Source organism: Sphingomonadaceae bacterium OTU29LAMAA1 (genome assembly GCA_024072375.1).
Classification (GTDB): Bacteria; Pseudomonadota; Alphaproteobacteria; order Sphingomonadales; family Sphingomonadaceae; genus Sphingomonas.
This window is the reverse complement of record CP099617.1, coordinates 1,315,383-1,339,334: the sequence shown is the minus strand read 5'-3', so window position 1 is coordinate 1,339,334 and position 23,952 is coordinate 1,315,383. Positions and strand designations below refer to the sequence as shown.

13 protein-coding genes are annotated in these 23,952 nt (G+C 67.5%); 5 read left to right on the top strand and 8 right to left on the bottom strand.

Features of this window, described 5'->3' with window-relative positions; genetic code table 11:
- Positions 1–17: 17 nt before the first annotated feature.
- The 8 genes from NF699_06640 to NF699_06605 all read right to left on the bottom strand — a co-directional run bounded on the left by NF699_06640 (position 18) and on the right by NF699_06605 (position 16,908).
- Positions 18–1,931, bottom strand: coding sequence for an alpha-L-fucosidase (locus tag NF699_06640; protein ID USU06333.1), 1,914 nt, complete (start codon positions 1,929–1,931; stop codon positions 18–20).
- Positions 1,932–2,115: 184 nt separating this feature from the next.
- On the bottom strand, positions 2,116–4,425 hold the full coding sequence (locus NF699_06635) for a GH92 family glycosyl hydrolase (GenBank protein ID USU06332.1): 2,310 nt from the start codon (positions 4,423–4,425) through the stop codon (positions 2,116–2,118).
- Complete coding sequence (locus tag NF699_06630; protein ID USU06331.1) at positions 4,422–5,897, bottom strand: glycoside hydrolase family 125 protein; 1,476 nt, start codon at positions 5,895–5,897, stop codon at positions 4,422–4,424. The genes NF699_06635 and NF699_06630 overlap by 4 nt, the downstream gene beginning before the upstream one ends.
- Positions 5,894–8,440 carry a glycoside hydrolase family 3 C-terminal domain-containing protein gene (locus NF699_06625; protein USU06330.1) on the bottom strand — a complete coding sequence of 849 codons (2,547 nt, stop codon included), beginning with the start codon at positions 8,438–8,440 and terminating at the stop codon, positions 5,894–5,896. Before NF699_06625 ends, NF699_06630 begins: the two co-directional genes overlap by 4 nt.
- 205 nt (positions 8,441–8,645) lie before the next feature.
- Positions 8,646–11,192 (bottom strand): glycoside hydrolase family 2 protein, encoded by a 2,547-nt coding sequence (locus tag NF699_06620; protein USU06329.1) that lies wholly within the window; start codon positions 11,190–11,192, stop codon positions 8,646–8,648.
- A complete protein-coding gene (locus NF699_06615; GenBank protein ID USU06328.1) occupies positions 11,189–11,578 on the bottom strand; it encodes a hypothetical protein in 390 nt (129 codons plus the stop codon). The genes NF699_06620 and NF699_06615 overlap by 4 nt, the downstream gene beginning before the upstream one ends.
- Positions 11,575–13,947, bottom strand: coding sequence for a family 20 glycosylhydrolase (locus tag NF699_06610; GenBank protein ID USU06327.1), 2,373 nt, complete (start codon positions 13,945–13,947; stop codon positions 11,575–11,577). The genes NF699_06615 and NF699_06610 overlap by 4 nt, the downstream gene beginning before the upstream one ends.
- Before the next feature lie 177 nt (positions 13,948–14,124).
- Positions 14,125–16,908, bottom strand: a complete 2,784-nt coding sequence (locus NF699_06605; GenBank protein USU06326.1) for a TonB-dependent receptor — start codon at positions 16,906–16,908, stop codon at positions 14,125–14,127.
- A gap of 295 nt (positions 16,909–17,203) precedes the next feature.
- Here NF699_06605 and NF699_06600 point away from each other — a divergent pair, with 295 nt between their 5' ends.
- The 5 genes from NF699_06600 to NF699_06580 all read left to right on the top strand — a co-directional run bounded on the left by NF699_06600 (position 17,204) and on the right by NF699_06580 (position 23,869).
- On the top strand, positions 17,204–17,956 hold the full coding sequence (locus NF699_06600; GenBank protein ID USU06325.1) for a hypothetical protein: 753 nt from the start codon (positions 17,204–17,206) through the stop codon (positions 17,954–17,956).
- Between the two features lie 97 nt (positions 17,957–18,053).
- Entirely contained in the window at positions 18,054–18,791 is a 738-nt protein-coding gene (locus NF699_06595; GenBank protein USU06324.1) for a GntR family transcriptional regulator, read from the top strand.
- A gap of 49 nt (positions 18,792–18,840) precedes the next feature.
- The gene (locus tag NF699_06590; GenBank protein ID USU07020.1) at positions 18,841–19,845 is read left to right on the top strand and encodes an SIS domain-containing protein; all 1,005 of its coding nucleotides are present in this window, start codon (positions 18,841–18,843) and stop codon (positions 19,843–19,845) included.
- Entirely contained in the window at positions 19,842–20,978 is a 1,137-nt protein-coding gene (gene nagA, locus NF699_06585) for an N-acetylglucosamine-6-phosphate deacetylase (protein USU06323.1), read from the top strand. Before NF699_06590 ends, nagA begins: the two co-directional genes overlap by 4 nt.
- On the top strand, positions 20,975–23,869 hold the full coding sequence (locus tag NF699_06580) for a DUF4982 domain-containing protein (protein USU06322.1): 2,895 nt from the start codon (positions 20,975–20,977) through the stop codon (positions 23,867–23,869). Before nagA ends, NF699_06580 begins: the two co-directional genes overlap by 4 nt.
- The last annotated feature ends 83 nt before the right edge of the window (positions 23,870–23,952 follow it).

Below are 23,952 nucleotides of genomic sequence, written 5' to 3'. Positions count from 1 at the left end.
GTCAATCCAAATATGGGTTAACGAGCGAAGGCTCCGACATCGGCGATGGCAAGCTTTGCAGCCGGGATCGCCGTGGCCGGGAAGGTCAGGCGAAGATACCGCAGCGATCGCGGCGTAGTGAATGGAATGCGCTGTGTTGCAAGAGCGTAGGCGATGTTCTGGAACTCGCCTTCTGCCGCAGGGCTCCAGGACCTGCCGTCGATACTGGTTTCGGCGCGATAGTCGCGCGGCGGGGCGCTCTGCCGGTCGGGATGACGCCAGGGGGTGAGGCTGAAGCCGGCGACGATCTGCGCCTTGCCGAGGTCGAGCGTGACGCTGGCCGGCGTCGCGGTGGGCGCCGGCTGGCTCCATATCGACGAACCGTCGCCGTCCAACAGCACCTCGGCACCGGGCGCGCTTGCGGTCACGACCGTCCAGTCGCGAGGCGAGAGGATCGCGGCGTCGTTGCTGCGCGGAGCGGCGACTGGCACCGGCGCGACGCCGAGGAAGAGGGCGAATTCGCTGATCGCCGGGCAAGCGGGTGCGTCGAGGATCACCAGCTGGACGCGGCGCGCGGCGATCGGCGTATCAAGACGGATGATCCGCTGCGCACCGATGCACTCCTTCGTCGCGAGCCGCTGCCAGCGACCCGCGACTTCCGCCTCGACCGCAAAGCGGGTGACGCGGACTCCGAGCGGCAGGTATTCGCGCAAGCGGATCAGGTCGAAGCGGCGGTTCGGCGGCAGGTCGAGCGTCAGCGTCGGGGTGTTCTCGCGGTCCGGTGTCGACCAATAGGTCTCGCGGTTGCCGTCGAGCACTTTGGCGGGTGCGAAGGCCGCGCCCCGGGTGGCGGTGGCGCTGGCGACCGCGCCTTTGGCCAGATCGCTCGCGAAGCTTGCCGTAATGGCGTCGCCGAAGCTCTTCAGCACAGCGACGTCGTGGTCGGGGATGCGGCCGCGCCGGTCGGGCGGCAGGTTGAGGTGCATGTTGGTGCCGCGCGCGACCGATTCGTCGAAGAAGCGGATCAGCCGGGCGGGGCTTTTCACCTTCGCATCCTCGTCAGGGTGGTAGAACCAGCCGGGGCGGATCGAGGTGTTGGTTTCGGCCGGCCACCACAAGGGCGCGCCGCGGACGCCGCTATTGCCCTCCGACTGGACATAGGAGTGATCCGGCATCGTCGGCCAGCACGGATCGCCGGCCACGCCGTCCTCGTTCCCGACCCAGCGGATGTCGGCACCCAAAGGATCGAAGGTGCACGCCATCGGCTGATGCTGGTGGACGAGCGCGATGATCGAGGGCCAGTCGTAATATTTCGGCGCGTCGATGGTGCGCGTCTCGCGCGCGCCTCCATAATAGCCGTCGCCGCCGTTCGCGCCGTCGAACCAGAATTCGAACAATTCGCCGTAGCGCGTGCAGAGTTCGACGATCTGCTTGCGGTAGTAATCGATGTAGGCGGGGCGGCCGTATTCCGGGTGGTTGCGATCCCAGGGCGACAGGTAGAGGCCGAAGGCGAGACCAGCGCGGCGGGCGGCCTGTTCCATCTCGCGGACGATGTCGCCCTTGCCCTGTTTGTAGGGGCTGTTGCGGATGCAGTGCTCGGTGAGCTGCGTCGGCCAGAGGCAGAAGCCGTCGTGATGCTTCGCGGTGAGGACGATGCCGGTCATGCCGCCGGCCTTCGCCGCGGCGACGATCTGGTCGGCGGAGAAGTCGGTGGGGTTGAACAGCGTCGGGCTCTCGTCGCCGTAGCCCCATTCGCGGTCGGTGAAGGTGTTGATCGAGAAATGGATGAAGGCGTAGCGTTCGCGCATGTGCCAGGCGAGCTGGCGGGCGGAGGGGGTGGCGCCCCACGGTTTGGGGGCTGCGGTGGTGGCGGCGATGGCGGGGTGTGCGCCGGCTGCGAGACCTGAGGCGACGCCTGAAGCGATCAGGGTGCGGCGGGTGAGGGCGATCATTGGATTGTCCACATGTTGTCCCGGCCGCGGCTCGGGACGGATAACGGAAGGATCATAAGCCGTTCGCTCCTGTCCTCACCCTGCGCCGCCTTCTGCGTCTTTTCCCTCTCCCGATGGGAGAGGGAGGGAGGCGCGCAGCGCCGGAAGGGTGAGGGCAGGAGCCGCTCGGTGGGTCGAAGCGGACTCACGTCGCCCCGCGCCCACGCGACGGCGGACGATCCGGCTTCGCCGCGCCGTAGCTCTTCACCGGTGTCGCGCTCACCGTGAAGGTCAGCGTGCCGCCCTGCATCAGGTCGGCGTGGCTGATCCAGTTCTTCGTCCACGGGCGGCCGTTGCGCAGGACGCTGCGCACGTATGGCGTATCGGGCCGATTGCCGGGGGCGTCGATCACCAGCCGTTTGCCCGCCGGCAGCGTGATCGTCGCGCGCTCGAACAGCGGTGATCCGAAGACGTACACCGCCTCGACCGGATCGACCGGGTAGAAGCCGAGCGACGACAACACGAACCACGCGCTCATCTGGCCGCAATCGTCGTTGCCTATGATGCCGTCGGGGTCGTTTTTGTACATCTCGGTGCATAGCCGCCGGATCATCGCCTGCGTCTTCCACGCCGCGCCGGTGTAGGCGTAGAGATAGGCGACGTGGTGGTTGGGCTCGTTGCCGTGGGCGTACTGTCCGACGAGGCCGCTGATGTCCGGCGGGGCGTTGTCCGGCAGCGTTGAGGGCGCCGTGAATAGCGCATCCAGCCGCCCTTCGAACGCCGCATCGCCGCCCATGTGCGCGATCAGGCCATAGACGTCGTGCTGGTTGAGGAAAGTGGCCTGCCATCCGTTCGCCTCGGTATAATCGCGCCACCACGGCTTGGGCATATGGCCGAGCTGGATCGGGTCGTAGGGCGTCCACCATTGGCCGTTGGCAAATTTCGGCTTGGCGAAGCCCGCCTTGCCGTCGATGACGTTGCGCCAATTGCCCGATCGCTTGAGCAGGCGGTCGGCCTCCGCGGTCCTGCCGGCGGCGCGGGCGAGGTGGGCCGAGGCCCAGTCGTCATAGGCATATTCCTGCGTCCGGCTGACGCTTTCGAACCACTTGTCCGCCGGGACGTAGCCCATCGCGTCGTACAGGTCGCGGCCCTTGCTGTTGTCGAGGTCGGGTGCGGTGAAGTCGAACGAGCGTTTCGCGATACCGGGCCACGCCGCGGCATAGTCGGCGCGGATGCCCTTCGCCTGCGCCTCGGCGAGGACGGAGACGTCGTGCCAGCCGATCATCGTGCCGGTCTCCACACCTTGGAGCGGCCAGACCGGCGGGCCATAGGGGCTCTGCTGCGTCTGACGGATGATGTCCGCGACGATGCTTTGCGCCTTGGCGGGCGCGACGATCGTCAGCAGCGGGTGAAGCGCGCGGTACGTGTCCCACAGGGACAGGCTGCTATAGGCGGCGTCGCCCTTCGGCACATTATGAATCTGTCTGTCCAGCCCGACGTAGCGCCCGTCGATGTCGGAGAAGAGCGTCGGGGCGAGCAGTGCGTGGTAGAGCGCGGAGGACAGGATCGTGCGCTGGTCCTCCGTGCCGCCCTCGACCGAAATCGCCCCCAGTTCCTGTGTCCAGCGGCGTTGCGCGGCGCGGCGGACGGCGTCGAAGTCCCAGGTCGTCGCCTCGGCGGCGAGGTTCGCGCGCGCGCCGGCGACATCGACGGCGGAAATGCCGCAACGGATCAGGACCGGTGCGGCGCCCGCGTCGTCATAGTGCAGGACGACCTTCACCCGATTGCCCTTCACGCCGCGCGTCCCCGCCGGCTGTTCCGCATCCTCGTCGCCGTAGAAGGCCACGCGATCTGGCTGGCGGGACAATTGCATCGCGAAGTGGATGCGGCGGCCCTTCGCCCAGCGGTGGACGGTGCGGCTGCCGGTCAGCGTGCCGTCCCGATCGAGCGTCAGGCTGGCATCGGTGATCAGCGGCGACTGGTCGGTCTTGTCGAGGATCAGGTGCGACAGGTCGATCAGGATATGCCCTGCGCCCCTGGCGAAGGTGTAGCGGTGATAGCCGGTGCGCTCCGTGACGGTCAGTTCGGCGCGGACGCCGCTTTCCAGCGCGACGCGGTAATAGCCGGGCTCGGCGAACTCCGCGCTGAAGCGCTGCCGGTAACCGGCGTCGGGATTGTCGAGCGGGCCGGGGAGCAACTGGACCGGGCCGCGGGTCGGCACCACCAGCACGTCGAGCATGTCGCCGATGCCGGTGCCGGACAGATGGGTGTGGCTGAACCCCATGATCGAGGTGTCGGTACGATGATAGCCTGAACAGGCGTCCCAGCGCTCGACGTCGGTGTCCGGGGACAGCTGCACCATGCCGGACGGCAGCGTCGCGCCGGGGTAGGTGTGGCCGTGCCCGCCGGTGCCGATGAACAGATTGGGCTTGGCTGGTGCCGGCGTCGCGGCGAAGGCGGGAAGCGGCAGGCCGACGGCGGCCGTGCCGGCGAGCAGGGTACGGCGGGAGATCATAGCGTCGCCTTCAGCAAAGCGGGGCGGGTGCGGGCAAGATGGACGATCAGTTCGCCGAACAGGCCGTTGGCCCAGGCGAACCATGCCCGCGTGAACTTCGCGGGATCGTCCTGATCGAAACTTTCGTGGATGAACCCCGTGCCGCCATCGGTATCGCGCAGCGTCTTCAGGCAGGCGCGGATCGTCGCATCGTCGGACGACGACAGCGCGCGGATGGTCAGCGACATCGGCCAGATCTGGCCAAGGCCCACATGGGGTCCGCCGATGCCCTCACCGGCCGTGCCCTTGAAGAAATACGGATTGGCGTCGCTCCACGCTGCGGCCTGCGTGCGCTGCCACAGCGGGTCGGCGGGGGCGACGCAGCCGAGATAGGCGAGGCCGGAGAGGCTGGGCACATTGGCGTCGTCCATGAACAGCGCGTTGCCGAAGCCGTCGACCTCATAGGCCCAGACCTCGCGGCCATCGCGCAGGCGCATCGTGCCATATTGCCTCAGCGCCGCGTCGACCTCTGCGGCAAGGTCGATCGCCTGCTGCGCGAGTGCGGCGTCCTTGCGGGCTTCGCCGGCGACGATCGCGAGTTCGCGCAGGGCGGTGACGGCGAACAGGTTGCTGGGGATCAGGAAGGGATAGAGGCAGGCATCGTCCGAGGGTCGGAAGCCGGAATGGATCAGGCCGACCGGTCTCGTCGGTGCGCCGTGACCCCACAGCAGTGTTTCGGTCGGCTGGTTGGCGGTGCGGCGGAAGCTGTAGGGGCCGGGGCCGTTTTTCCGCTGTTGTTCGCGGAAGGTGGCGATGCTGGCGCGTGCGGCCTGCGCCCATGTCCCGTCGAACGGTGTCGCGTCGCCCGTCGCCCGCCAGTATCCGTGGGCCAGGCGCATCGGATAGCAGAGGGAATCGATCTCCCACTTCCGCTCGGCGACACCCGGCTTCATCAGCGTCTCGTCCGCCTGCGACCATTCGAGGTTCGACTTCGCCGTCGGGTCTTCCATGAAGGCGTTGGCGTAGGGATCGATCAGGATGCAGCGTGACTGGCGCGCGATCAGGCCGTGGAACAGGCGGCGCAGCTCCGGCGCGTCCTTTGCGAGGTGAAGGTAAGGCTTCACCTGTGCCGAGGAATCGCGCAGCCACAGGCAGGGAATGTCGCCGGTGATGACGAAGGCGTCGGGCTGGCCGTTCAGCGTCGTCAGTTTGACGGTGGTGTCGAGCGTGTTCGGGTAGCAATTGCCGAACATCCAGCGGAGCTTCGGATCGCCGATCTGCGACGAGACGCGCGCGAGTTCGCGTTCGACCGCCGGGCTGGTGAAGCGGCGGTCTGCGGGGGCAGGACGCTTCGTGGGGAGTCGCGGTGCGGCGAACGCGGGGGTCGCCGCCGATGCCGCAAGCGCGGCGGTGGCGGCGAGGAAGTGGCGGCGGTCGAGGGGCGTGGCGTGTTCCTGCGTGCGTTGGAACAGCGGGTCGGATCGGCGACTCACTTCGGCAACTCCATATCCGCGCCCGTCACGGCGAAATCGAACCACTGGCCGGCGCCATCGCCGGGCTGACCACCGCCGACGTACAGCCGGTATGCGCCGGGCACGACGTGGCGTCGGCCGTCGCGATCGACGATGCTCATGCTGCGCGGATCGAGGGTGAAGGCGACCTTCGCCGACCGACCACGCTTCACCGCGATACGCTGGAAGCCGACAAGCTGGCGTTGCAGCACCGGGTCGGTGAAACCGGGACGTCCGGCGGGCGCGGGGGGCACGAGATAGGCCTGCACCACCTCTTCGCCGTCGCGCGACCCGGTGTTGGTGAGCGTCGTCTCCACCGTCAGGTTCGCACCAGCCGGGACGCTCGTGGCCCCGCGTGGTTGTGCGTAGGTGAAGCTGGTGTAGCTCAGGCCGTGGCCGAACCCCCACAATGGCGTGCCGGTGAAATAGCGATAAGTCCGCTCCTTCATCCCGTAATCGACGAAGGCGGGCAGGTCGGTGGTCGCCTTGTACAGCGTCACCGGCAGGCGACCGGCGGGGTTGACGACGCCCGACAGCACGTCGGCAAGCGCGGCGCCGCCGCTTTCGCCCGAGTACCAGTTGGCGAGGATCGCGTCGGCGGATGCAGGATCGACCGACACCGCGCTGCCGCTGGTCAGGACCAGCACGATCGGCTTGCCCGTAGCCTTCAGCGCGTCGAGCAGGCGCTGCTGCGGCAGCGGCAGGGCGATGTCGGTGCGATCGCCGCCGACGAAGCCGGGAACCTGTACCGACAAGGCCTCGCCCTCGAGATCGGGGGAGAGGCCGGCGACGACGACCGCGACATCGGCAGCGTTCGCGGCGGCGACCGCCTGCGCAAGCAAAGGTTCGGCAGGCGGAATCCAGAGCAGGCGGAAGCTTTCGTCCTCGGACCGGTGTTCCAGTCGCAGGTCGATGGCCTGCGGGCTGCCGTCGCTGTCGACCATCAGCTCGACGCGCCCTTTCGGCAGGTCGCCGTCGTGCAGCACCTTGCCGCCGAGTGTCAGGCGCGCGCGATCGTGAACGGTGCAATCCTTCCAGCATGGCGACTGGTCGAGGATCAGGCGGTACCGACCGGGACCGGGGGGGGCGAACTCGCCCGTCCAGTGCGCGGTGTAGCCGGTGGCGGGAAAACCGGGCGCGGGCGGGGCACGGTTGAGATCGAGGTCGATGCGCCGGTCCTGACGGACGAGCGGTGCGCCGTTCGCGGTGTAGGTGCCGCGAAGGCCGGGCTTGCCGTCGCTGCGCAGCGCGGTCTCTGGCACGACGACCGCCGCTCCGTCGGCGAGCAGCGACCCTTGCGCATAGGTCACGTTGGCAGGGCCGAAGCGCGCGCGGATGCCGTCGAGCGGGGTGACGGGGTTCCTTGCGGTGCCGTGGTAATTGCCCTGCAGCACGCCGAGATCATCGGCATCGGCGCCGATCACCGCGATCCGCGCGCCCGGCTTCAGCGGCAGGCGACCGGCGTTGTTCTGGAGCAGGACAATCGATTTTCGACCGGCCTCCAGCGCGGTGGCGCGATGCGCGGGGGTGGCGACCTCCGCGGCCTTGATCCGCGACCACGGGCTGGTCGCGCCGAACGCGATGCCGAGCGCTTGCCGCGCGCGCAACGCGCGGGTGAGCGCGGTGTCGACCTCGGTCTGGCTGACCAGGCCCTTGGCCAGCGCCTGCGGCAGGGCGGCATAGGCGGTGCCGCAATTGAGGTCGGTGCCGCCCTTGATCCCGGCGGCGGCGGCACCGGCGGCATCGAGGGTGTAATGGTGAAAGGCGTGAATGTTCGACACCGCGTCGCAATCCGACACGGTAAAGCCGGTGAAGCCCCACGCGCCGCGGATGCGATCGTTCATCAGCGCGGACGACGCGCAGGCGGGGACGCCGTGGATGCTGTTGTAGGCGCACATCAGCGACAGCGCCTTGCCCTCGGTCACGACACGGCGGAACGCGGGGAGGTAGGTCGCCTCCAGATCGCGGGGGCTTGGATCGACGTCGAAGCCGTCGCGACCGGCTTCCGGGCCGCTGTGGACGGCGAGGTGCTTGGGGGTGGCGATGACGCGCGGATGCAGCGGGTCGGGACCTTGCAGGCCCTGGACGAACGCGACGCCGAGCTTGCCTGTGAGATACGGGTCCTCGCCATAGGTTTCCTGCCCGCGGCCCCAGCGCGGATCACGGAAGATGTTGATGTTGGGCGACCAGATGGTGAGGCCCTGATAGATACGGCGGTCGGCGCCGGCGGGCTGTGCGTTGAATTTCGCACGCGCCTCGGTCGAGACGACCGTACCGACGCGCTCGATCAGGTCGACATCCCACGTCGCGGCGAGGCCGATCGCCTGCGGGAATACGGTGGCGTGGCCGTTGCGGGCGAGGCCGTGCAGCCCTTCGTTCCACCAGTCGTAGGCAGGCAGGCCGGCCTGCGCGTCCGCGGGCGCGGTGCTTTGCAGCTGCGCGGCCTTCTGCTCGGGCGACATCGCGGCGATCGCGGCGGTGACCGGATCTGCTGCCTGCGCGAGCAGGAGGAGGGCGGGGATCATGCGGTCGGTCCCTGTTCTGGCGTGGTGCTTGGAAGAAGGGCGGCGTCACGCGAAGACGCGACGACGCGAAAAGGGAAGATGTGTTCGCAAGAAGGCGCGGAGGCGCGGAGAGAAGAACAGAGGGCTTGCCGGATCGGACCGGTCCGTCTGCCAGCGTGGAGGAGACCAAAGCCGCCGCAGGCTGAGGCAGGCTGGCGCTGGAGGATCATCGCGCCAGCGTCCGCAAGATCGGCATCTGCTTGCCGGTTAGCGTCACCGTGACGCTCTCGCCCGGCAGCAGGTCGAAGCCGCTGTCGCTCGCCTGTCCCGGCTGGTCGCCCATGTCGATCATCACCGCGCGGGCGAGGTTCTTTGCGGTGATCGTGGCCTTGTCGCCGCTGCGGCGGAGGGTGAGGGCAGGATCGGGATACGCCATGTCCTTGGGCAGCAAACGCTCGATCATGGCCCGGCTGATCGAGCGGTCGTCGATCAGCAGTTCGGCGACGGCATAGCTCTTCGCCGGATCGGCCGATCCGAACAGGTCGGCGTCGGGGATCGTGGCGACCGTTGCCGCGCTGAGCGGAGCGAGGGTGACGTCCGCCTCTCTCGTGCCGAGCGTCGCGCCGGTCATGTCGCGGACGGTGATGCGCCATTTGGCTGCGATGGGCGTGGTGGCGTCGGACACCAGCACGACGCGGGTCGCATCGCCGCGATGCTCGGCGACGATCGCCTGTGGGGCGAAGGCACGCTTCGCCTCATATTGCAGCAGCTTCCATTGACCGAGATGGTCGATGCTCGACCAGCTGATCGATGGCCAGACGTCGTTCAACTGCCAGAACAGCGAGCCCATCGTCACCGGGCGGCAGGCGCGGTGGTGACGCGCGGCGAGGCCGATCGCCTGCGCCTGATTGACCTGCGTCAGATAGACGAAGTCGGCGAAACCCTTCGCCGGGCGCAGCCGCTGGTCGAGGTACAGGCGCAGGCGGGCATTGCCTTCGCCGGCCAGGAATTTCTGATGCGCCTTCATCACTGGGCTGTCGGGATCGAGCGCGCCCTTTCCGGCGAAACCACGGATGGTGGCCATCGTCGGCATCGACTGGAAGCCGTATTCGCTCATGAAGCGCGGACAGCTGTCGAGATAATTCTCGACCGGCTTGCTGCCCGACCAGACGTCCCAGAAATGGCGGTCGCCGTTGGCATCGGTGTCGGTCGGTGCCTCGTAGTCGGTCGACGGCGATCCGGGCATGTAGGGCGTGCCCGGACTGTTGGCGGTGACCGCGCCGCGCAGGACGCGGTCGAACAACACCGCCATGCCCGTACCGATGCGCTCCTGCTCGTTGGGGCCGACCGCGGTCTTGAACGCCTTGCGATCGGACCAGTTTTCCCAGCCGGACAGCACTTCGTTGTTGCCGGCCCAGATCACGATCGAGGGATGATCGCCCAGCCGCGCGACCTGTTCGTCCGCTTCCGCCGCCACGCTGGCGCGGAAGGCGGCGTCGGGGGGCGTCACCGATCCGCCGAACATGAAGTCCTGCCACACCATCACCCCCATGCGGTCGGCAGCGGCGTAGAAGGCGTCGTCGAGGTAATAGCCGCCGCCCCAGATGCGGACCATGTTCATGTTGGCGTCGCGCGCGGCCTTCAGCAGGCTCTCCGGCTCGGCGGGATCGACGCGGGCGGGGAAGCTGTCGAACGGAATGACGTTCGCGCCCTTGGCGAAGATCGGAATGCCGTTGACGATCAGGCCGAACGCGCCATCCTTGCGGTCGAGGCTGACGGTCCGCAGGCCGATCGTGCGCGTCTGCGTGTCGCCGTCCAGCGTGGTGGCGACGGTGTAGAGCGGCTGTGCGCCATAGCCGACCGGTTGCCAGCGTTGCGGGCGGGCGATGGTCAGCGGGATGGTGACCGGGTTGCTGCCGGGGGCGAGCGTGACGCTGCGCTCGATCGACTGGCGGGTGCCGTCGGGCGCGGTGACCGTGGCGGTAAGCGTAACCGTCCCTGCGACATTGGCGACGATCGTGGCATGCGCGGTCAGGCGAGCCTCCGCGTCGTTCAGCGCGTCCTGCGCGATGTGGACGTGATCCAGACGGGCGGCGTCCCATGCTTCCAGCCGCGCGGGGCGCCAGATACCGCTGGTGACGATGCGGGGACCCCAGTCCCAACCATATTGGTATTTGGGTTTTCGGATATAGGGGCTGGTCTGCACCCCCTTCGGCTCGTCACCGTACGCGCTGTCATACTCGCCGGGGAGCGGGTTCTTCTCCTTCAGCACCATCGGCTGGAGCGTCCTGATCGGCGAGGCGATGCCGACCAGCACCTCGTTGCGTCCCTCGCGCAGCAGCGCCTTCGCATCGGCGCGCCAGCGACGATGGGCGTTATCCGCCTTCAGCAGCGGCCGGCCGTTGACGGTGACCGTTGCGAAGGTGTCGAGGCCGTCGAATACGAGGTCCAGATGCCGGTGGGCCAGCATCGCCCGCGTGACGGTCAGCGTCTTGCGGAACTGCCATGCCGACAGGCCCGCCCATTGGATCGCGCCTTCGTTGGTGCCGATGAACGGATTGGGCACGCGCTTCGCCCGGATCAGGTCCTGCTGGACGCTGCCGGGCACCTGCGCCGTAAACCACTTCGCCTCACGCGGGTGAGCCTTTGTCGCGGCGGTATCGGCGGGGTCGATGCGGACCTGCCAGCCCCCGTCGAGCGGGATCGTGTCGCGCGCGGCGAGGGGGGAGGCGGTGAGCAGCAGCACGGCGCTCGTACGCAGGCGGCCGGTCATCGCACGGCTTCCGTCAATTGCACCTGTGCGACGGTGTAGAACGGATCGGCTGCCGGCGAGGTGAACCGGTGGGCCAGCATCGCCCGCGTGACGGTCAGCGTCTTGCGGAACTGCCATGCCGACAGGCCCGCCCATTGGATCGCGCCTTCGTTGGTGCCGATGAACGGATCGGGCACGCGCTTCGCCCTGATCAGGTCCTGCTGGACGCTGCCGGGCACCTGCGCCGTAAACCACTTCGCCTCACGCGGGTGAGCCTTTGTCGCGGCGGTATCGGCGGGGTCGATGCGCACCTGCCAGCCCCCGTCGAGCGGGATCGTGTCGCGCGCGGCGAGGGGGGAGGCGGTGAGCAGCAGCAGCACGGCGCTCGTACGCAGGCGGCCGGTCATCGCACGGCTTCCGTCAATTGCACCTGTGCGACGGTGTAGAACGGATCGGCTGCCGGCGAGGTGAACTGGAAGCACACGTCTTGATCGCCGGCCATTTTCGGCAGCTTGCCGCTGAAGCTGAACCGCTGCGGGGCGGTGCGGGGGTCGGGCAGCGGGAATGCCCCGACCGCGACCGGATGCGCGGTCTTATCTCCGGCCGCCAGCGCCTTGGCGGCGGCGATGCAGCCGACCTGAACGAGAAGTTCGCCGTGGTCGGACACGTTGTAATGCTCCCGGACCATGCGGGCCTCGTGAGCGAGGCCGTAATGGCGGGCGAGGCGAACGACGTCGACGCTATAGCCGCGCGCCACGTCGAGCGGCGCATCCGGATAGAGGGTGCAGGTATCGAACAGATTGACGTTGAAGACCGGTGCGTTCGCCTCCGCGTTAGATGTCATCGGCACGCGCAGCCCTAGCGTCCCGCCCGGGCAGGCGGTCATGTCCGAACTCGTGCGCGCCAGCAGGGCGGCGCGACCGGTGTCGAAGCTGCGGGGAGCGGCGGTCGCCAGACCCGTCGCATCGAACGCGACCGCCTTCACCATCGTCCCCGGCTTCAGCGCGAGTGGCCGGATATAGGGCGTCGACCGGACCGTCGGCGCGCTGCCGTCGGTGGTGTAGCGGATCGTACCATAGGATGCCTGCGTCGTCAGCTTGAGCGGTACGCTGTTCCGCCGCAGCGCATCGCCGCGCGTGCCGTCGATCGCGAAATCGACCGCAAAGGCGCTGTCGGCGACATGCATGCCGCCCCGCGTCCAGCGATCCGCCTGACGCTGGATGCGCGGCAGGAAGCCGGCGAAGTCGCGCGTTCCCTTCGCCACGCCGGCCTTCGCCGACCACGTGATCTCCGCCACCGCACCGGCGCGCGGGAAGATCAGGTGCTGCAGCTGATCGGGCGTGACGATGTACTCGCTCCACAGGTTCGCCTGCGCGCCGAGCACATGATGCGCCTTGTCCGCCGGGATCGCCGCGGGCAGTGGGTCGTAGGCGTAGACCTGCTCCAGCGTCACCACGTCGAGCCGACCGGGCGGTTCGTCGCCGCGGCGGCTTTGCAGGCCGTTCAGATACAAGGGATTGCCGGGCGACAGGACGACATCGTGGCCTTGCTTGGCGGCGTCGACCGCACCCTGTTCGCCGCGCCACGACATGACCGAGGCGGAGGCGGGCAGGCCACCCTCCAGGATTTCGTCCCAACCGATCAGGCGACGCCCCTTCGACTGAAGATAGGTGCCGAACTGGTCGATCATCCAGCTTTGCAGGCCGTTCTCGTCCTTGATGCCCAGCGCGTTCATCTGCGCCTGCACCTGCGGGCTGCGCTGCCACTGGTCCTTCACCGCCTCATCGCCCCCGAGATGGATGTAGGTGCCGGGGAAGATCGCCATCAGCTCGTCGAGCACGTCCTTGACGAAGGCGATGCCCTTCGGCCCCGGATTGAACAGATAGGGCATGATGCCCCAGTTGTTGCTCACCGCCGGCCGATCACCGAGGATGCCGAGTTCGGGATAGGCGGCGACCAGCGCCTGCGCATGGCCGGGCAGGTCGACCTCGGGAACGATGGTGATGCCGCGTGCGCCGGCGTAGGAAACGAGCTGCTTCAATTCGGCCTGGGTGTAGAAGCCGCCGACCTTCTGCGTTGGTTGCGCGCCGCCGGTCCATGGCGGCAGGCGCCAGCCGCCGATTTCTGTGAGCTTCGGGTATTTCTTGATCTCGACCCGCCAGCCCTGATCGTCGGTCAGGTGCAGATGGAGTGTGTTCAGCTTCACCGACGCCATCTGGTCGACGATCGCGCGGAGGGCCGGCATGGGGAGGAAATGCCGCGCGGGATCGATCATCAGCCCGCGCCAGGCGAAGCGCGGCGCGTCGGTGATGGAGAGCCCCGGCACCAGGACCGGCTTGCCGAACGCCGCATCAGGGCTGAGCAATTGCGCCAGTGTCATCGCACCATGGACGAAGCCGCGGTTCCCGGACGCTGCTATGATGATCCCCTGCGGCGTAACCGTGAGCCGGTAGGCCTCGTCGCCGGTAATGGCGGCATCGCGAACGAAGCGGATCGCGCCGGTGTTGCCGGGAACGAGCGTGAGGCCGCGTTGCACCTTGACGTGCGCGATGAGCAGTGCGGCGGCCTCGGCTCCGCCCGCGTCCGCCGCGACGATGGCAGCGCCTTGCGGGACGGTGAAGCTACCAGTGGTACGCTCGATCGATTGCGGCAGGGGCAGGAGCGGAAGAGCCGCCTGTGCGGGGTTGGGTTCGGTCCGGGCGATCGCGGGGGCGGACGGGAGCAGGGCGAGCGCCACGCCCCCCATGATGGTCCCGAGTGTGACGGTGCGCGTCATGCCAGCCCCTTGGTTCTGTTTTGGTATTGAAGGTATCTTGGATCAGCGATCCACCGCCGTCTATGGCTGCACAAAAAAAAGACTCCGGCGCTGCCAGAGCAGCGGCCGGGGACGAGGGCCGGAGCGCGCAAGGGGAGCGCGCGCTCTGCGGGGAACCAAAGTGTGTGAACGTCGAACCTACATCCGGAACGATAGCGCCGCAGAGAAGGTGCGGCCGTTCTTGTAGAAGGCGGTCGGACGATCCCTCGTTGCGTTGTACTGCAGATACGTCTCGTCCAGCAGGTTCTGCGCGTTGACGCTGAGGATGATGCCCTTCGTCAGGTTGAGCGAGGCGGATGCGTCCAGCTGGCTGTACGGTGCCACCATCTCGCGCGAGTTGAGACGGCCGATCGTACGGAAATAGGCGGTACGGTAATTGTAGCTCAGTCGCGCCTGGAACGGCCCGCTCTCGAAGTACGGGATCACATTGACATTGTGCTTCGACAGATAGGGCAGGTTGAGCGTCGCGCCGGTCGCATCGACCGAGGACGTCGTGCTGTCCTGATACGTATAGTTCGCCTGAAGTCCGAAACCGCCCCAGATTTCACTCTGGGCGGAGATCAGCGCACCGTTGACCTTCGCCTTGCCGCCGTTGATCGGCTGCGAGACGTTGTAGGTTTCGAGGCGCGCTCGCAGCGAATTGAACAGCTGCGCCGGCGCGATCGTGTTGATGATGTAGTTGCTGATCTCGCGGCGGAACAGCTCGACGGCGACCAGCGAACCGGCGCGCGGATACCATTCCGCAGTCAGTTCGTAATTGGTCGATTCGTACGGTTTCAGGTTCGGGTTGCCGCCGCCCGCATCGTTAGTCACGTCGTTCTGCGACACCGATGCGGCAAGATCCTGATAGCGGGGCCGCGAGATCACCTTGGCGACGGCGCCGCGGACGACGAACTGTGGGCTGATCTCGTACGCGATGTTCACGCTCGGCAGGAACTTCAGGTAATCGGTCACCGTGCGGGTCGGCGTGGGGACCGGGTTAGGGTTGGCGATCGTCGTCAGAGACAGCGCGTAATTGGATACGTCGCGGGTATAGACCAGACGTCCGCCGATGTTGCCGCGCAGGCCGCCCTGATCGAAATTCGCCTGCGCGTAGCTGGCGGCGACGGTTTCCTTGACCTTCGTCGACGCGCCGACCTTGCTGACCAACGGGCTGTTGATGGCGTTCGCGAGAATGTCGATGACCGACTGTTCGGGCAGGTTGAGGTATTTGGTCGCATTGCCGTTGCCGCCGCTGCCGCTGAACGTCCCGTCGGGGGTGACCAGCGTGGTGACGCCGAGTTGCGCACCGGTCAGCGAGCGTTGCAGATAGGTGTTCACGCCGCGCGCATCGATGCGGTTGACGTGGTCGGTGACGCGGCTGCCGAGCAGGATTTCCTTGAAGGGACCGAAGTTCACCGGGATCGTCGCATCGTAACTGCCGAAGATGTCGCGGTCGGTGGTGACGCTGTAATCGAGCCCGCCGATCTGCGCCGCATTCAGCTGCGTCCCGGCAACGATGACCGGGCGCCCTTCGATCTGCGCCGGATTGTTGTTGGGGTTGGTGAAATAGTTCGCCGGATTGGTCAGATCGCCGGTGAAGTTCACGTCGGCGCTGTTGTTGCTGAAAGCGTAGCTGAACGGCAGCTTGGTTTGCACGTTGAAAAGGTATTCCGGGTTGCGGCCGCCGGTCGCTTTCGACCAGCCGCCGGCGAAGCCGATCTTCGCGCCGTTATCGCCTTCCCAGTCGGCGAACAGATTGATGTTATCGGTTTTCAGCTTGGTACGGCGCACGAGCGTGTCGAGCTGCGCGCTCTGGCTGGTCGCCGCGCCGAAGCTGGCGGCGGTGACGACGCCGTTGCTGATCGTCGCCGATTGCAACTTGTCACCGGTCCATGCGCCGGGAATGGTGTACATCGACTGGCTGTAGTTGTTGTAATTGCCGTCGATGTGCAGACCGTTGAGCGTGAAGGTCAGGTCGCTGGACGGGCGGAACTGCACCGTACCCGACAGGCTCTTGCGCTCGCGCTGCTGCTGGAAATAGGCGTAGTTGATGCCGAACGGCGATGCCGCCCTGTACAGGTCGGCGATCGTGCCGCCGTTGATCGTCGCTCCCGGGCTCTTCAGGCTGAGCGTGCCGTTGGCGGCGCGGTTGACGAAGGGGCTGTTATAGGTGCCGTTCGCATTCGGTGCGGCATTGTCGTAGCCGAAGAACTCGACACCGGCGCGGGTCAGGTTCTGCTTGTCATAGGTGACGGCGGCGAGGATGCCGAACGTCTCGGCCGCGTTCTTCCAGCTGTAAAGGCCGGAGCCGCGGATGTTCCCCTTGTCCGATCGGTCGTTGTACGAATAACCGCCGGAAGCGAATATCGAATTGGCCGGCAGGTCGAGCGGCCGACGCGTGCGGACGATGACGGTGCCGCCGATGCTGCCCTCCTCGATGCGCGGTTCGGGCGACTTGTAGACTTCCAGCCGGTCGACGAGCTCGGGCGCGAGCAGCGAATAGTTGAAGGTGCGGCTCGACGGATCGTTGTCGTTGCCGCCCCAGTCGGCCGAGGCGAGCGCGTGGCCGTCGAGCAGCATGCGGTTGAGCGCCGGGTCGGTGCCGAGAATGGCGACCTTTTCGCCCTCGCCGAAGCGACGGTCGATGCTGACGCCGGGGATGTGCGACAGCGATTCGGCGACGTTGCGATCGGGGAACTTGCCGACGTCTTCCGCGGTGATGACATCGACGACTGCGTTGGCGTTACGCTTGACGTTGATCGCGTTGCGCAGGGATCCGCGATAACCGGTGACGACGATGTCACCGTCCGCACCCGCCGCATCGGCCTGGGCGGCGTCGCTGCCACTGGGCGCGGTGGTGGTCGGGGCATCCTGCGCATGGGCGGCGCGGGCGAAACCGGCCAGAGCGGTGGTGACGAGGATCGCGTGACGCAGGCGCATAGGACATTCCTTTTCCGGAACATGCCCGGTCGCATGTTCCCCCCAACCCGAAGCTGCCGCGAGGCCGGCGGCAGATGGAGGGCGCGGGCCGTAATCCGGCTCCTGCTTATCCTCCAATGTGCATACGTATAACCAATGCAAGCCCAATGGCCTATAAAAAAATTGTCATAATTGTATTTTGATGAGTACCAAAGGGGGCGAGAGGTAAGCTTCTGTCTTGTAAGTCTCCTCTCGCGATCGGATGGTGTGTGGATCACTCGTCTGCCCCGCGCCCAACCTTTTTGAGGCAACCATCATGCCCGGACTGATTACCCTCGAGATTTGTGTCGAATCACCGGCAGGTGCGGCGGCGGCCATCGCCGGAGGTTGCGATCGACTCGAACTATGCTCGGCGTTGGCGCTGGGGGGGCTGACCCCTTCGGCCGGTCTGGTCGCAGCGGTGCTCGACCTGGCGAGGCCGGCGGGGGTGCCGGTGCGCGCGATGGTGCGGCCCCGGCCGGGCGGTTTCGACTATGATGCCGATGACCTGGCGATGGCGGCGGCGGAAGCGCGGGCGCTGGTCGCCGCCGGCGTGCAGGGGCTTGTATTCGGCGTCACCGACCATGGCAGCTTGGCCATCGATGCACTGCGCGACTGGATCGCCACACTCGGTGAGAGGCGACCCGCACTGACCCTGCACCGGGCGATCGATGTGCTCGACGATCGCGTGATGGCAGTGGAGCAGGCGGTGGATCTCGGTTTCGACCATATCCTGACATCCGGCGGGGCACGCGATGCGCCGTCCGGGGCGGCGACGATTGCGCAGATGGTCGCGCGCGCGCATGGGCGCCTGACCGTCATGGCCGGAGCGGGAATCAGCCCGGGAAACGTCGTCGATCTGATCGCGGCAACCGGGGTGACGGCGGTGCACGGATCGGCCGGCACGACGCCCGATGATATCGGCGACGATCCCCTCGGCTTTGGTCCTGCGCCACGTCAGACCAGCGAAGCGATCGTCGCTGCGCTGCGGCGAGCGATTGACGACAAGTCCAATCTAGGACAATTGTAGGGCGTGGTGTCCCATGGCCCCACTGGCGCTGTTCTGCTGCGCGTGGCACCGGTTACCTTGCCGGTAACGATGCGTCTGGCAGGCGAGGGAGTCGACGATGAGTTTCGTGAGCAGGGTAGGGCGATTCCGTACCGACAATCCCTCGCCGCTCTATTTGCAGCTGCAACAGCTCATCCGCGACGCGATCGGTGGCGAGGTGATCACGCGCGGCGATGCGATTCCCGCCGAGCGTGATCTCGCGGTGGATTATGGCGTGTCGCGCATCACCGTGCGCAAGGCGATCGAGGGGCTGGTCGAAGAGGGTCTGCTGACCCGGCGTCGCGGCGCGGGCACCTTCGTTGCCGGCCGCGTCGAGAAGAATTTCAGTAAGCTGTCGTCGTTCACCGAGGACATGATCGCACGCGGCCGAGTGCCGAGCAGCGCATGGATCTCGCGCAACATGGGCACGGTCAGCCCCGAGGAATCGATGGCGCTGGCGTTATCGCCGAGCGCGCCGGTATACCGGTTCCAGCGGCTGCGCTTCGCCGACGAGGTGCCGATGGCGCTCGAGCTGTCGACGATCGCGGGTTTCTGCCTGCCGTCGCTGGAGGCGGTCGATACCTCGCTCTACGCCGCGCTGACCGATGCGGGGCATCGCCCGGTACGTGCGTTGCAGCGTCTGCGCGCGGTGCCGTTCGGCGGAGATCACGCGCGGATGCTCGGCGTCGATCCGGGTTCGCCGGGCTTGCTGATCGAGCGGCGCGGCTTCCTGCGCGACGGGCGCGCGGTCGAATTCACCCGATCCTATTACCGCGGCGACAGCTACGATTTCGTGGCCGAGCTCGCCGATACCTGAATACCGCCAAGGGGGGCCAGTGACCATCGAGACCACGACGGACACGCTGATGCGTGCCGAGACACTGGAAGCGGGCGCCACCGTCGCGCGATTGCTGGAGCGGAACGGCGCGGCGCTGCACGCGCTTGGCGCGCGGCTGCGGGCCGGCGCGCCCGACGTGGTCGTCACCTGCGCCCGCGGATCGTCGGATCATGCGGCGATGTATGGCAAATATCTGATCGAGACGATGGTCGGCGTGCCGGTGGCCTCCGCGGCGCCGTCGGTGGTGTCGCTGTTCGACGCCCCGGTGTCCACCCGCCGGGCGCTGTGCATCGCCATCTCGCAATCGGGCCGCAGCCCCGACCTGCTCGCCACGGTCGAGGCACATGCCAGGGCGGGTGCCGAGGTTGTGGCGCTGGTCAACGACGAGACGTCGCCGCTGGCCGATATGGCGGACACGCTGCTGGCGCTGAGCGCCGGGCCGGAGCGATCGGTCGCGGCGACCAAGTCGTGCATCGCGGCGATGGCCGGACTGGCGGCGATCGTGGCCGCATGGTCGGGCGATGCGGCGTTGCAGGCGGCGGTCGAGGCATTGCCGGCGCAGCTGGACGAAGCGGTCATGCTCGACTGGAGCGCCGGCGTCGAACCGCTCGCCGATGCGACGCAGATGTTCGTGATCGGCCGTGGCTATGGCTTCGGCGTCGCGCAGGAATGTGCGCTGAAGCTGAAGGAGACGTGCCAGGTGCAGGCGGAGCCGTTCAGCGCTGCCGAGGTGCGGCACGGACCGATGGCCATCGTCGGCGAAGGCTTTCCGGTGCTGGCGCTCGCGACCAGCGATGCGGCGGGTGACGACGTGATGGCGGTGGTCGATACCTTTGCCGGGCGCGGTGCCGCGGTGCTCGCGGCGCATGCCGGTGACGATCGCGCGGTGCTGCCGGCATTGACGGCGCATCCGGCGGTGCAGCCGATCCTGATGCTGGCGAGCTTCTATGGCCTTGCGGAAGCCTTGTCGCGACGGCGCGGGCTCGACCCCGACACGCCGCCGCACCTCGCGAAGGTGACACGGACGCTATGAGCGAGGCGCATCGGTTCGCCAACGGTCACGTCGTCGTGGCCGGAGAGGTGTGGCGCGGCGCGGAGATCGTCGTCACCGGTTCGCGCATCGCGAGCATCCGGCCGCTGGACGAGGATGCGGGCGACGCGATCGATCTGGAGGGCGGCTGGGTAATGCCCGGCTTCGTCGATACGCAGGTCAACGGCGGCGGCGGGGTGCTGTTCAACGACGAGACCAGCGTGGACGGCATCGCGGCGATCACCGCGGCGCATGCGCGCTACGGCACGACGGCGCTGTTGCCGACGCTGATCAGCGACTCGCCGGACCGGATCGCGCTGGCGCTCGACGCCGTGGATGATGCGATCGCGGCGGGCGTGCCGGGCGTCGTCGGCGTGCATATCGAGGGGCCGTTCCTGAACGTCGCGCGCAAGGGCATCCACGATGCCGGCCGCTTCCGCCTGCTCGACGAGTCGATGGTCGCGTTGCTCGCCCGGCCGCGACGCGGCGTGGTGATGGTGACGCTGGCACCCGAGCTGGCGCATCTCGACGATATCGCACGGCTGGCGCGGGCGGGCGTGCGGGTGAGCGCCGGACATAGCGAGGCGACGTACGACGCCGCATTGGCGGCGTTCGATGCCGGTCTGTCGGGGATAACCCATCTGTTCAATGCGATGCCGCCGATGGTGCAGCGGACGCCGGGGCTGGTCGGTGCGGCGCTCGACGATCCGCGGCCGTGGTGCGGGCTGATCGTCGATGGTGTGCATGTCGCGCCCGCGGTGCTGCGCATCGCCCTGCGCGCGCGCGGGGTCGATCGGATGATGCTGGTCACCGATGCGATGTCGTCGGTGGGCGCGGAGACCAAGGACTTCGTGCTGCAGGGCCGCCAGATCCGCGTCCGCGACGGCATCTGTTCCTACGAGGATGGCACGCTGGCCGGATCGGACCTCGACATGGCGGCGGCGGTGGCGAACGCGATGGGGATGCTCGGCGTCGAACCGGCGGTCGCGGCGCGTATGGCGGCAGGCAATCCTGCCGAATATCTGGGGCTGGCGGCGGAGCGGGGCACGCTCGCCGCCGGCCTGCGGGCGGACTGGGTGCGATTGACCGCGGCGATGATCCCGGTCGCGACATGTATCGGGGGAATACAGGCATGACGATCGACCGGCGGCAGCTTCTGGGTTCCGCCGGTGCCGGTCTGGCGTTGGGGTTGCCGGGCCCCCTGCTTGCGGCGAGTGGTTCCACCTACGGCGCGCTGCCGATGCCCGCACCGGGGCAGGCGCTGCCCGATCCGCTGCCGGTGACCGATCCATCGCGGATCGGCTTCGACACCGGCTGGCTGTTCCACGAGGGCGACGTGATCGTGCCGCCGTCGACAACGCACGAGGAAACGTATCTGCGGGCCAAGGCAGGCAACGCGCGTGGTGCGGCGGCGATGGACCATGACGACAGCGACTGGCCGGGCGTCACGCTGCCGCACGACTGGGCGAGTTTCCAGCCGTTCGTCGAAAGCGCCAATCCGTCGCAAGGCTATCGACCGCGCGGGATCGGCTGGTATCGGCGCACCTTTCGCCTCGAGGATGCGGCCCGCGGCAAATATCTCGAGCTGCAGTTCGACGGGATCGCGACCAACGCTACCATCTGGGTCAATGGCAGTATCGTTGCGCACAATTGGTCCGGCTACAACAGCGTCTACATCGACATAACTCCCTTTGCCCGCTTCGGCGACCGGACCAACGTCGTCGCGATCCGCGTCGATGCCGATGCGATGGAGGGCTGGTGGTACGAAGGCGCGGGCCTGTACCGCCATGCCTGGCTCGCCAAACGGTCGCCGGTCTCGATCGTCACCGATGGCGTACATTGCGATCCGCGTGTGAGCGATGTCGGTTGGTTCGTCCCGGTGACGGTGACCGCGCGTTCGATCGAGGCTGCGGCGGTCAGTGTGGTCGCGGTGGCCAGCCTGATCGATCCGGACGGGCGGACGGTGGCGACGGTGCGCAGCGAGCCGGTGGTGGTGCCACCGCTGGACACGGCGACGTTGCGGGCGACCATCGAGGTCGCTGCGCCGAAGCGCTGGTCGGTCGAGATACCGACACTCTATACGGTGGCGGTTTCGCTGGAGCGGGATGGGGCAAGCGTCGATGCGCGGCGGGTGGAGGTCGGGTTCCGTACGATCCACTTCGACGCCGACAAAGGTCTGCTCGTCAACGGTTTTCCGGTGAAGCTGAAGGGCGTGTGCGTCCATCTGGACCATGCCGGGGTGGGCGCGGCGGTGCCGGATGCGTTGCTGCAATGGCGGCTGGAACGGCTGAAGGAGCTGGGCTGCAACGCGATCCGCTGTTCGCACAACGCACCGGCCACCGCATTCCTCGACCTGTGCGACCGGATGGGGTTCCTCGTCATGGACGAGAACCGGAACTTCAATCCCGCGCCCGATTATATGGCGCAACTGGAATGGCTGGTACGGCGCGACCGCAATCACCCGAGCGTGATCCTGTGGTCGGTCTTCAACGAAGAGCCGATGCAGGGAACGTCGGCAGGCGTGCAGATGGTGCGGCGGATGGCGGCGGTGGTGAAGCGGCTGGACGACGGTCGGCCGGTGACCGCAGCGATGAACGGGTCGTTCTTCAATCCGGAAAACGTATCGAGCGTGGTCGATGTCGTCGGCTTCAATTATTATCCGGGCGACTACGACAAATTCCACGCGCTCAACCCCCGCAAGCCGATCACCAGTTCGGAAGATACCAGTGCGTTCATGACGCGCGGCGCATACAGGACCGACAGCGCGACGCATGTCATATCCTCGATGGACGATGATGCCGCCGGCTGGGGCGAGACGCATCGCAACGGCTGGGCAAAGATCGCGAAGCGGCCGTTCGTTGCGGGCGGGTTCGTATGGACCGGGTTCGACTATCATGGCGAACCGACGCCGCACGCGTGGCCGACCATCTCCAGCTTCTTCGGCATCCTCGACCTTTGCGGGTTCCGCAAGACCGCGTATGACATCCACCGTGCAGGCTGGATCGACGACGTGCCGGTCGTCGGCATCGCGCCGCACTGGACGTGGCCGGGCCGGGAGGGGCAGGCGGTGCCGGTGCTGATAACGAGCAACGCGGAACGGATCGTCCTGAAACTGAACGGACGTATCGTCGGCGATGCGGCGGTCGACCGGTTGATGGGGAACGGCTTCACCGTGCCGTACGCGCCGGGCACGCTGGAGGCGATCGCCTATCGCGGCGGACGCGAAGTGGCGCGGGCAGGGCATGAAACGGCGGGTCCGCCGGTGGCATTGCGGCTGACGCCGGCACGGCGCGTGATGGCGGGCGATGGCGAGGACGTCCAGCCGGTCACGGTCGACGCAGTCGATGCGCGCGGGCGGCACGTACCGACCGCCAACTTGCCGGTGCGTTTCACCGTACAGGGCGCCGCTATCATCGGTCTCGGCAATAGCGACCCCAACAGCCACGAGCCGGAAAAGGGTGATGCCCGGTCGTTGTTCAACGGACTGGCGCAGGCGATCGTACAGGCGGCTGCGGGCCCGCGCGCAACGATCGTGCTGCGAGCGACCGCGGCGGGGCTGGCGCCCGCTACGCTGCGCATCGATCGTACGGCCCGACCGCCCCGAGCGCAGGTTGCGACGGCGGTGGCGGTGCAGGCCGTCGACGGATGGCGGCGATCGCCGTTGCTGCCAAACCGGCCGGAGGCGACGTTCGCACCGGCGGATGGCGACAACAACAGCTGGGCCTTCGTCCGCAGCGGTACGGCCACCCCGGCAGAAACGGGTGCAGGCTGGCAGGTCTATCGCGCGCGGGTCACCCCGATGCGGGCGATCGCCGCGCAAGGCGGCAAGATCATGTTCGCCGGGGTCGCCGGTCGTGCAGAGCTGTGGGTCGACGGGCGCCGGCTGGCAACGAAGAGCGCGCCCGCGGTCGGGTCGATCGAGGCGGCGTTGCCTGCCGCGGCCGGGGAGCGCACGCTGGTGCTGATCGTGCAACCAGTGCCGGGCGAGCCTTCCGGGATCGTCCGACCGGTCACGATAACGCGCTGATCGACGAATGCCCTAAAATGGTATGCAATAGGTATTGTATACTATCGAGCGGTCGATAGACTGACGTGATGGTGACCGGGGGA

Bases quoted from the DNA above. Each gene is read 5' to 3' on its own strand.
- NF699_06610 (USU06327.1), bottom strand. From the start codon at position 13,947: ATGACGCGCACCGTCACACTCGGGACCATCATGGGGGGCGTGGCGCTC.
- NF699_06595 (USU06324.1), top strand. From the start codon at position 18,054: ATGAGTTTCGTGAGCAGGGTAGGGCGATTCCGTACCGACAATCCCTCG.
- NF699_06590 (USU07020.1), top strand. From the start codon at position 18,841: ATGCGTGCCGAGACACTGGAAGCGGGCGCCACCGTCGCGCGATTGCTG.
- NF699_06580 (USU06322.1), top strand. From the start codon at position 20,975: ATGACGATCGACCGGCGGCAGCTTCTGGGTTCCGCCGGTGCCGGTCTG.
- NF699_06605 (USU06326.1), bottom strand. From the start codon at position 16,908: ATGCGCCTGCGTCACGCGATCCTCGTCACCACCGCTCTGGCCGGTTTC.
- NF699_06615 (USU06328.1), bottom strand. From the start codon at position 11,578: ATGACCGGCCGCCTGCGTACGAGCGCCGTGCTGCTGCTGCTCACCGCC.
- NF699_06620 (USU06329.1), bottom strand. From the start codon at position 11,192: ATGACCGGCCGCCTGCGTACGAGCGCCGTGCTGCTGCTCACCGCCTCC.
- NF699_06635 (USU06332.1), bottom strand. From the start codon at position 4,425: ATGATCTCCCGCCGTACCCTGCTCGCCGGCACGGCCGCCGTCGGCCTG.
- NF699_06625 (USU06330.1), bottom strand. From the start codon at position 8,440: ATGATCCCCGCCCTCCTCCTGCTCGCGCAGGCAGCAGATCCGGTCACC.
- NF699_06640 (USU06333.1), bottom strand. From the start codon at position 1,931: ATGATCGCCCTCACCCGCCGCACCCTGATCGCTTCAGGCGTCGCCTCA.
- nagA (USU06323.1), top strand. From the start codon at position 19,842: ATGAGCGAGGCGCATCGGTTCGCCAACGGTCACGTCGTCGTGGCCGGA.
- NF699_06600 (USU06325.1), top strand. From the start codon at position 17,204: ATGCCCGGACTGATTACCCTCGAGATTTGTGTCGAATCACCGGCAGGT.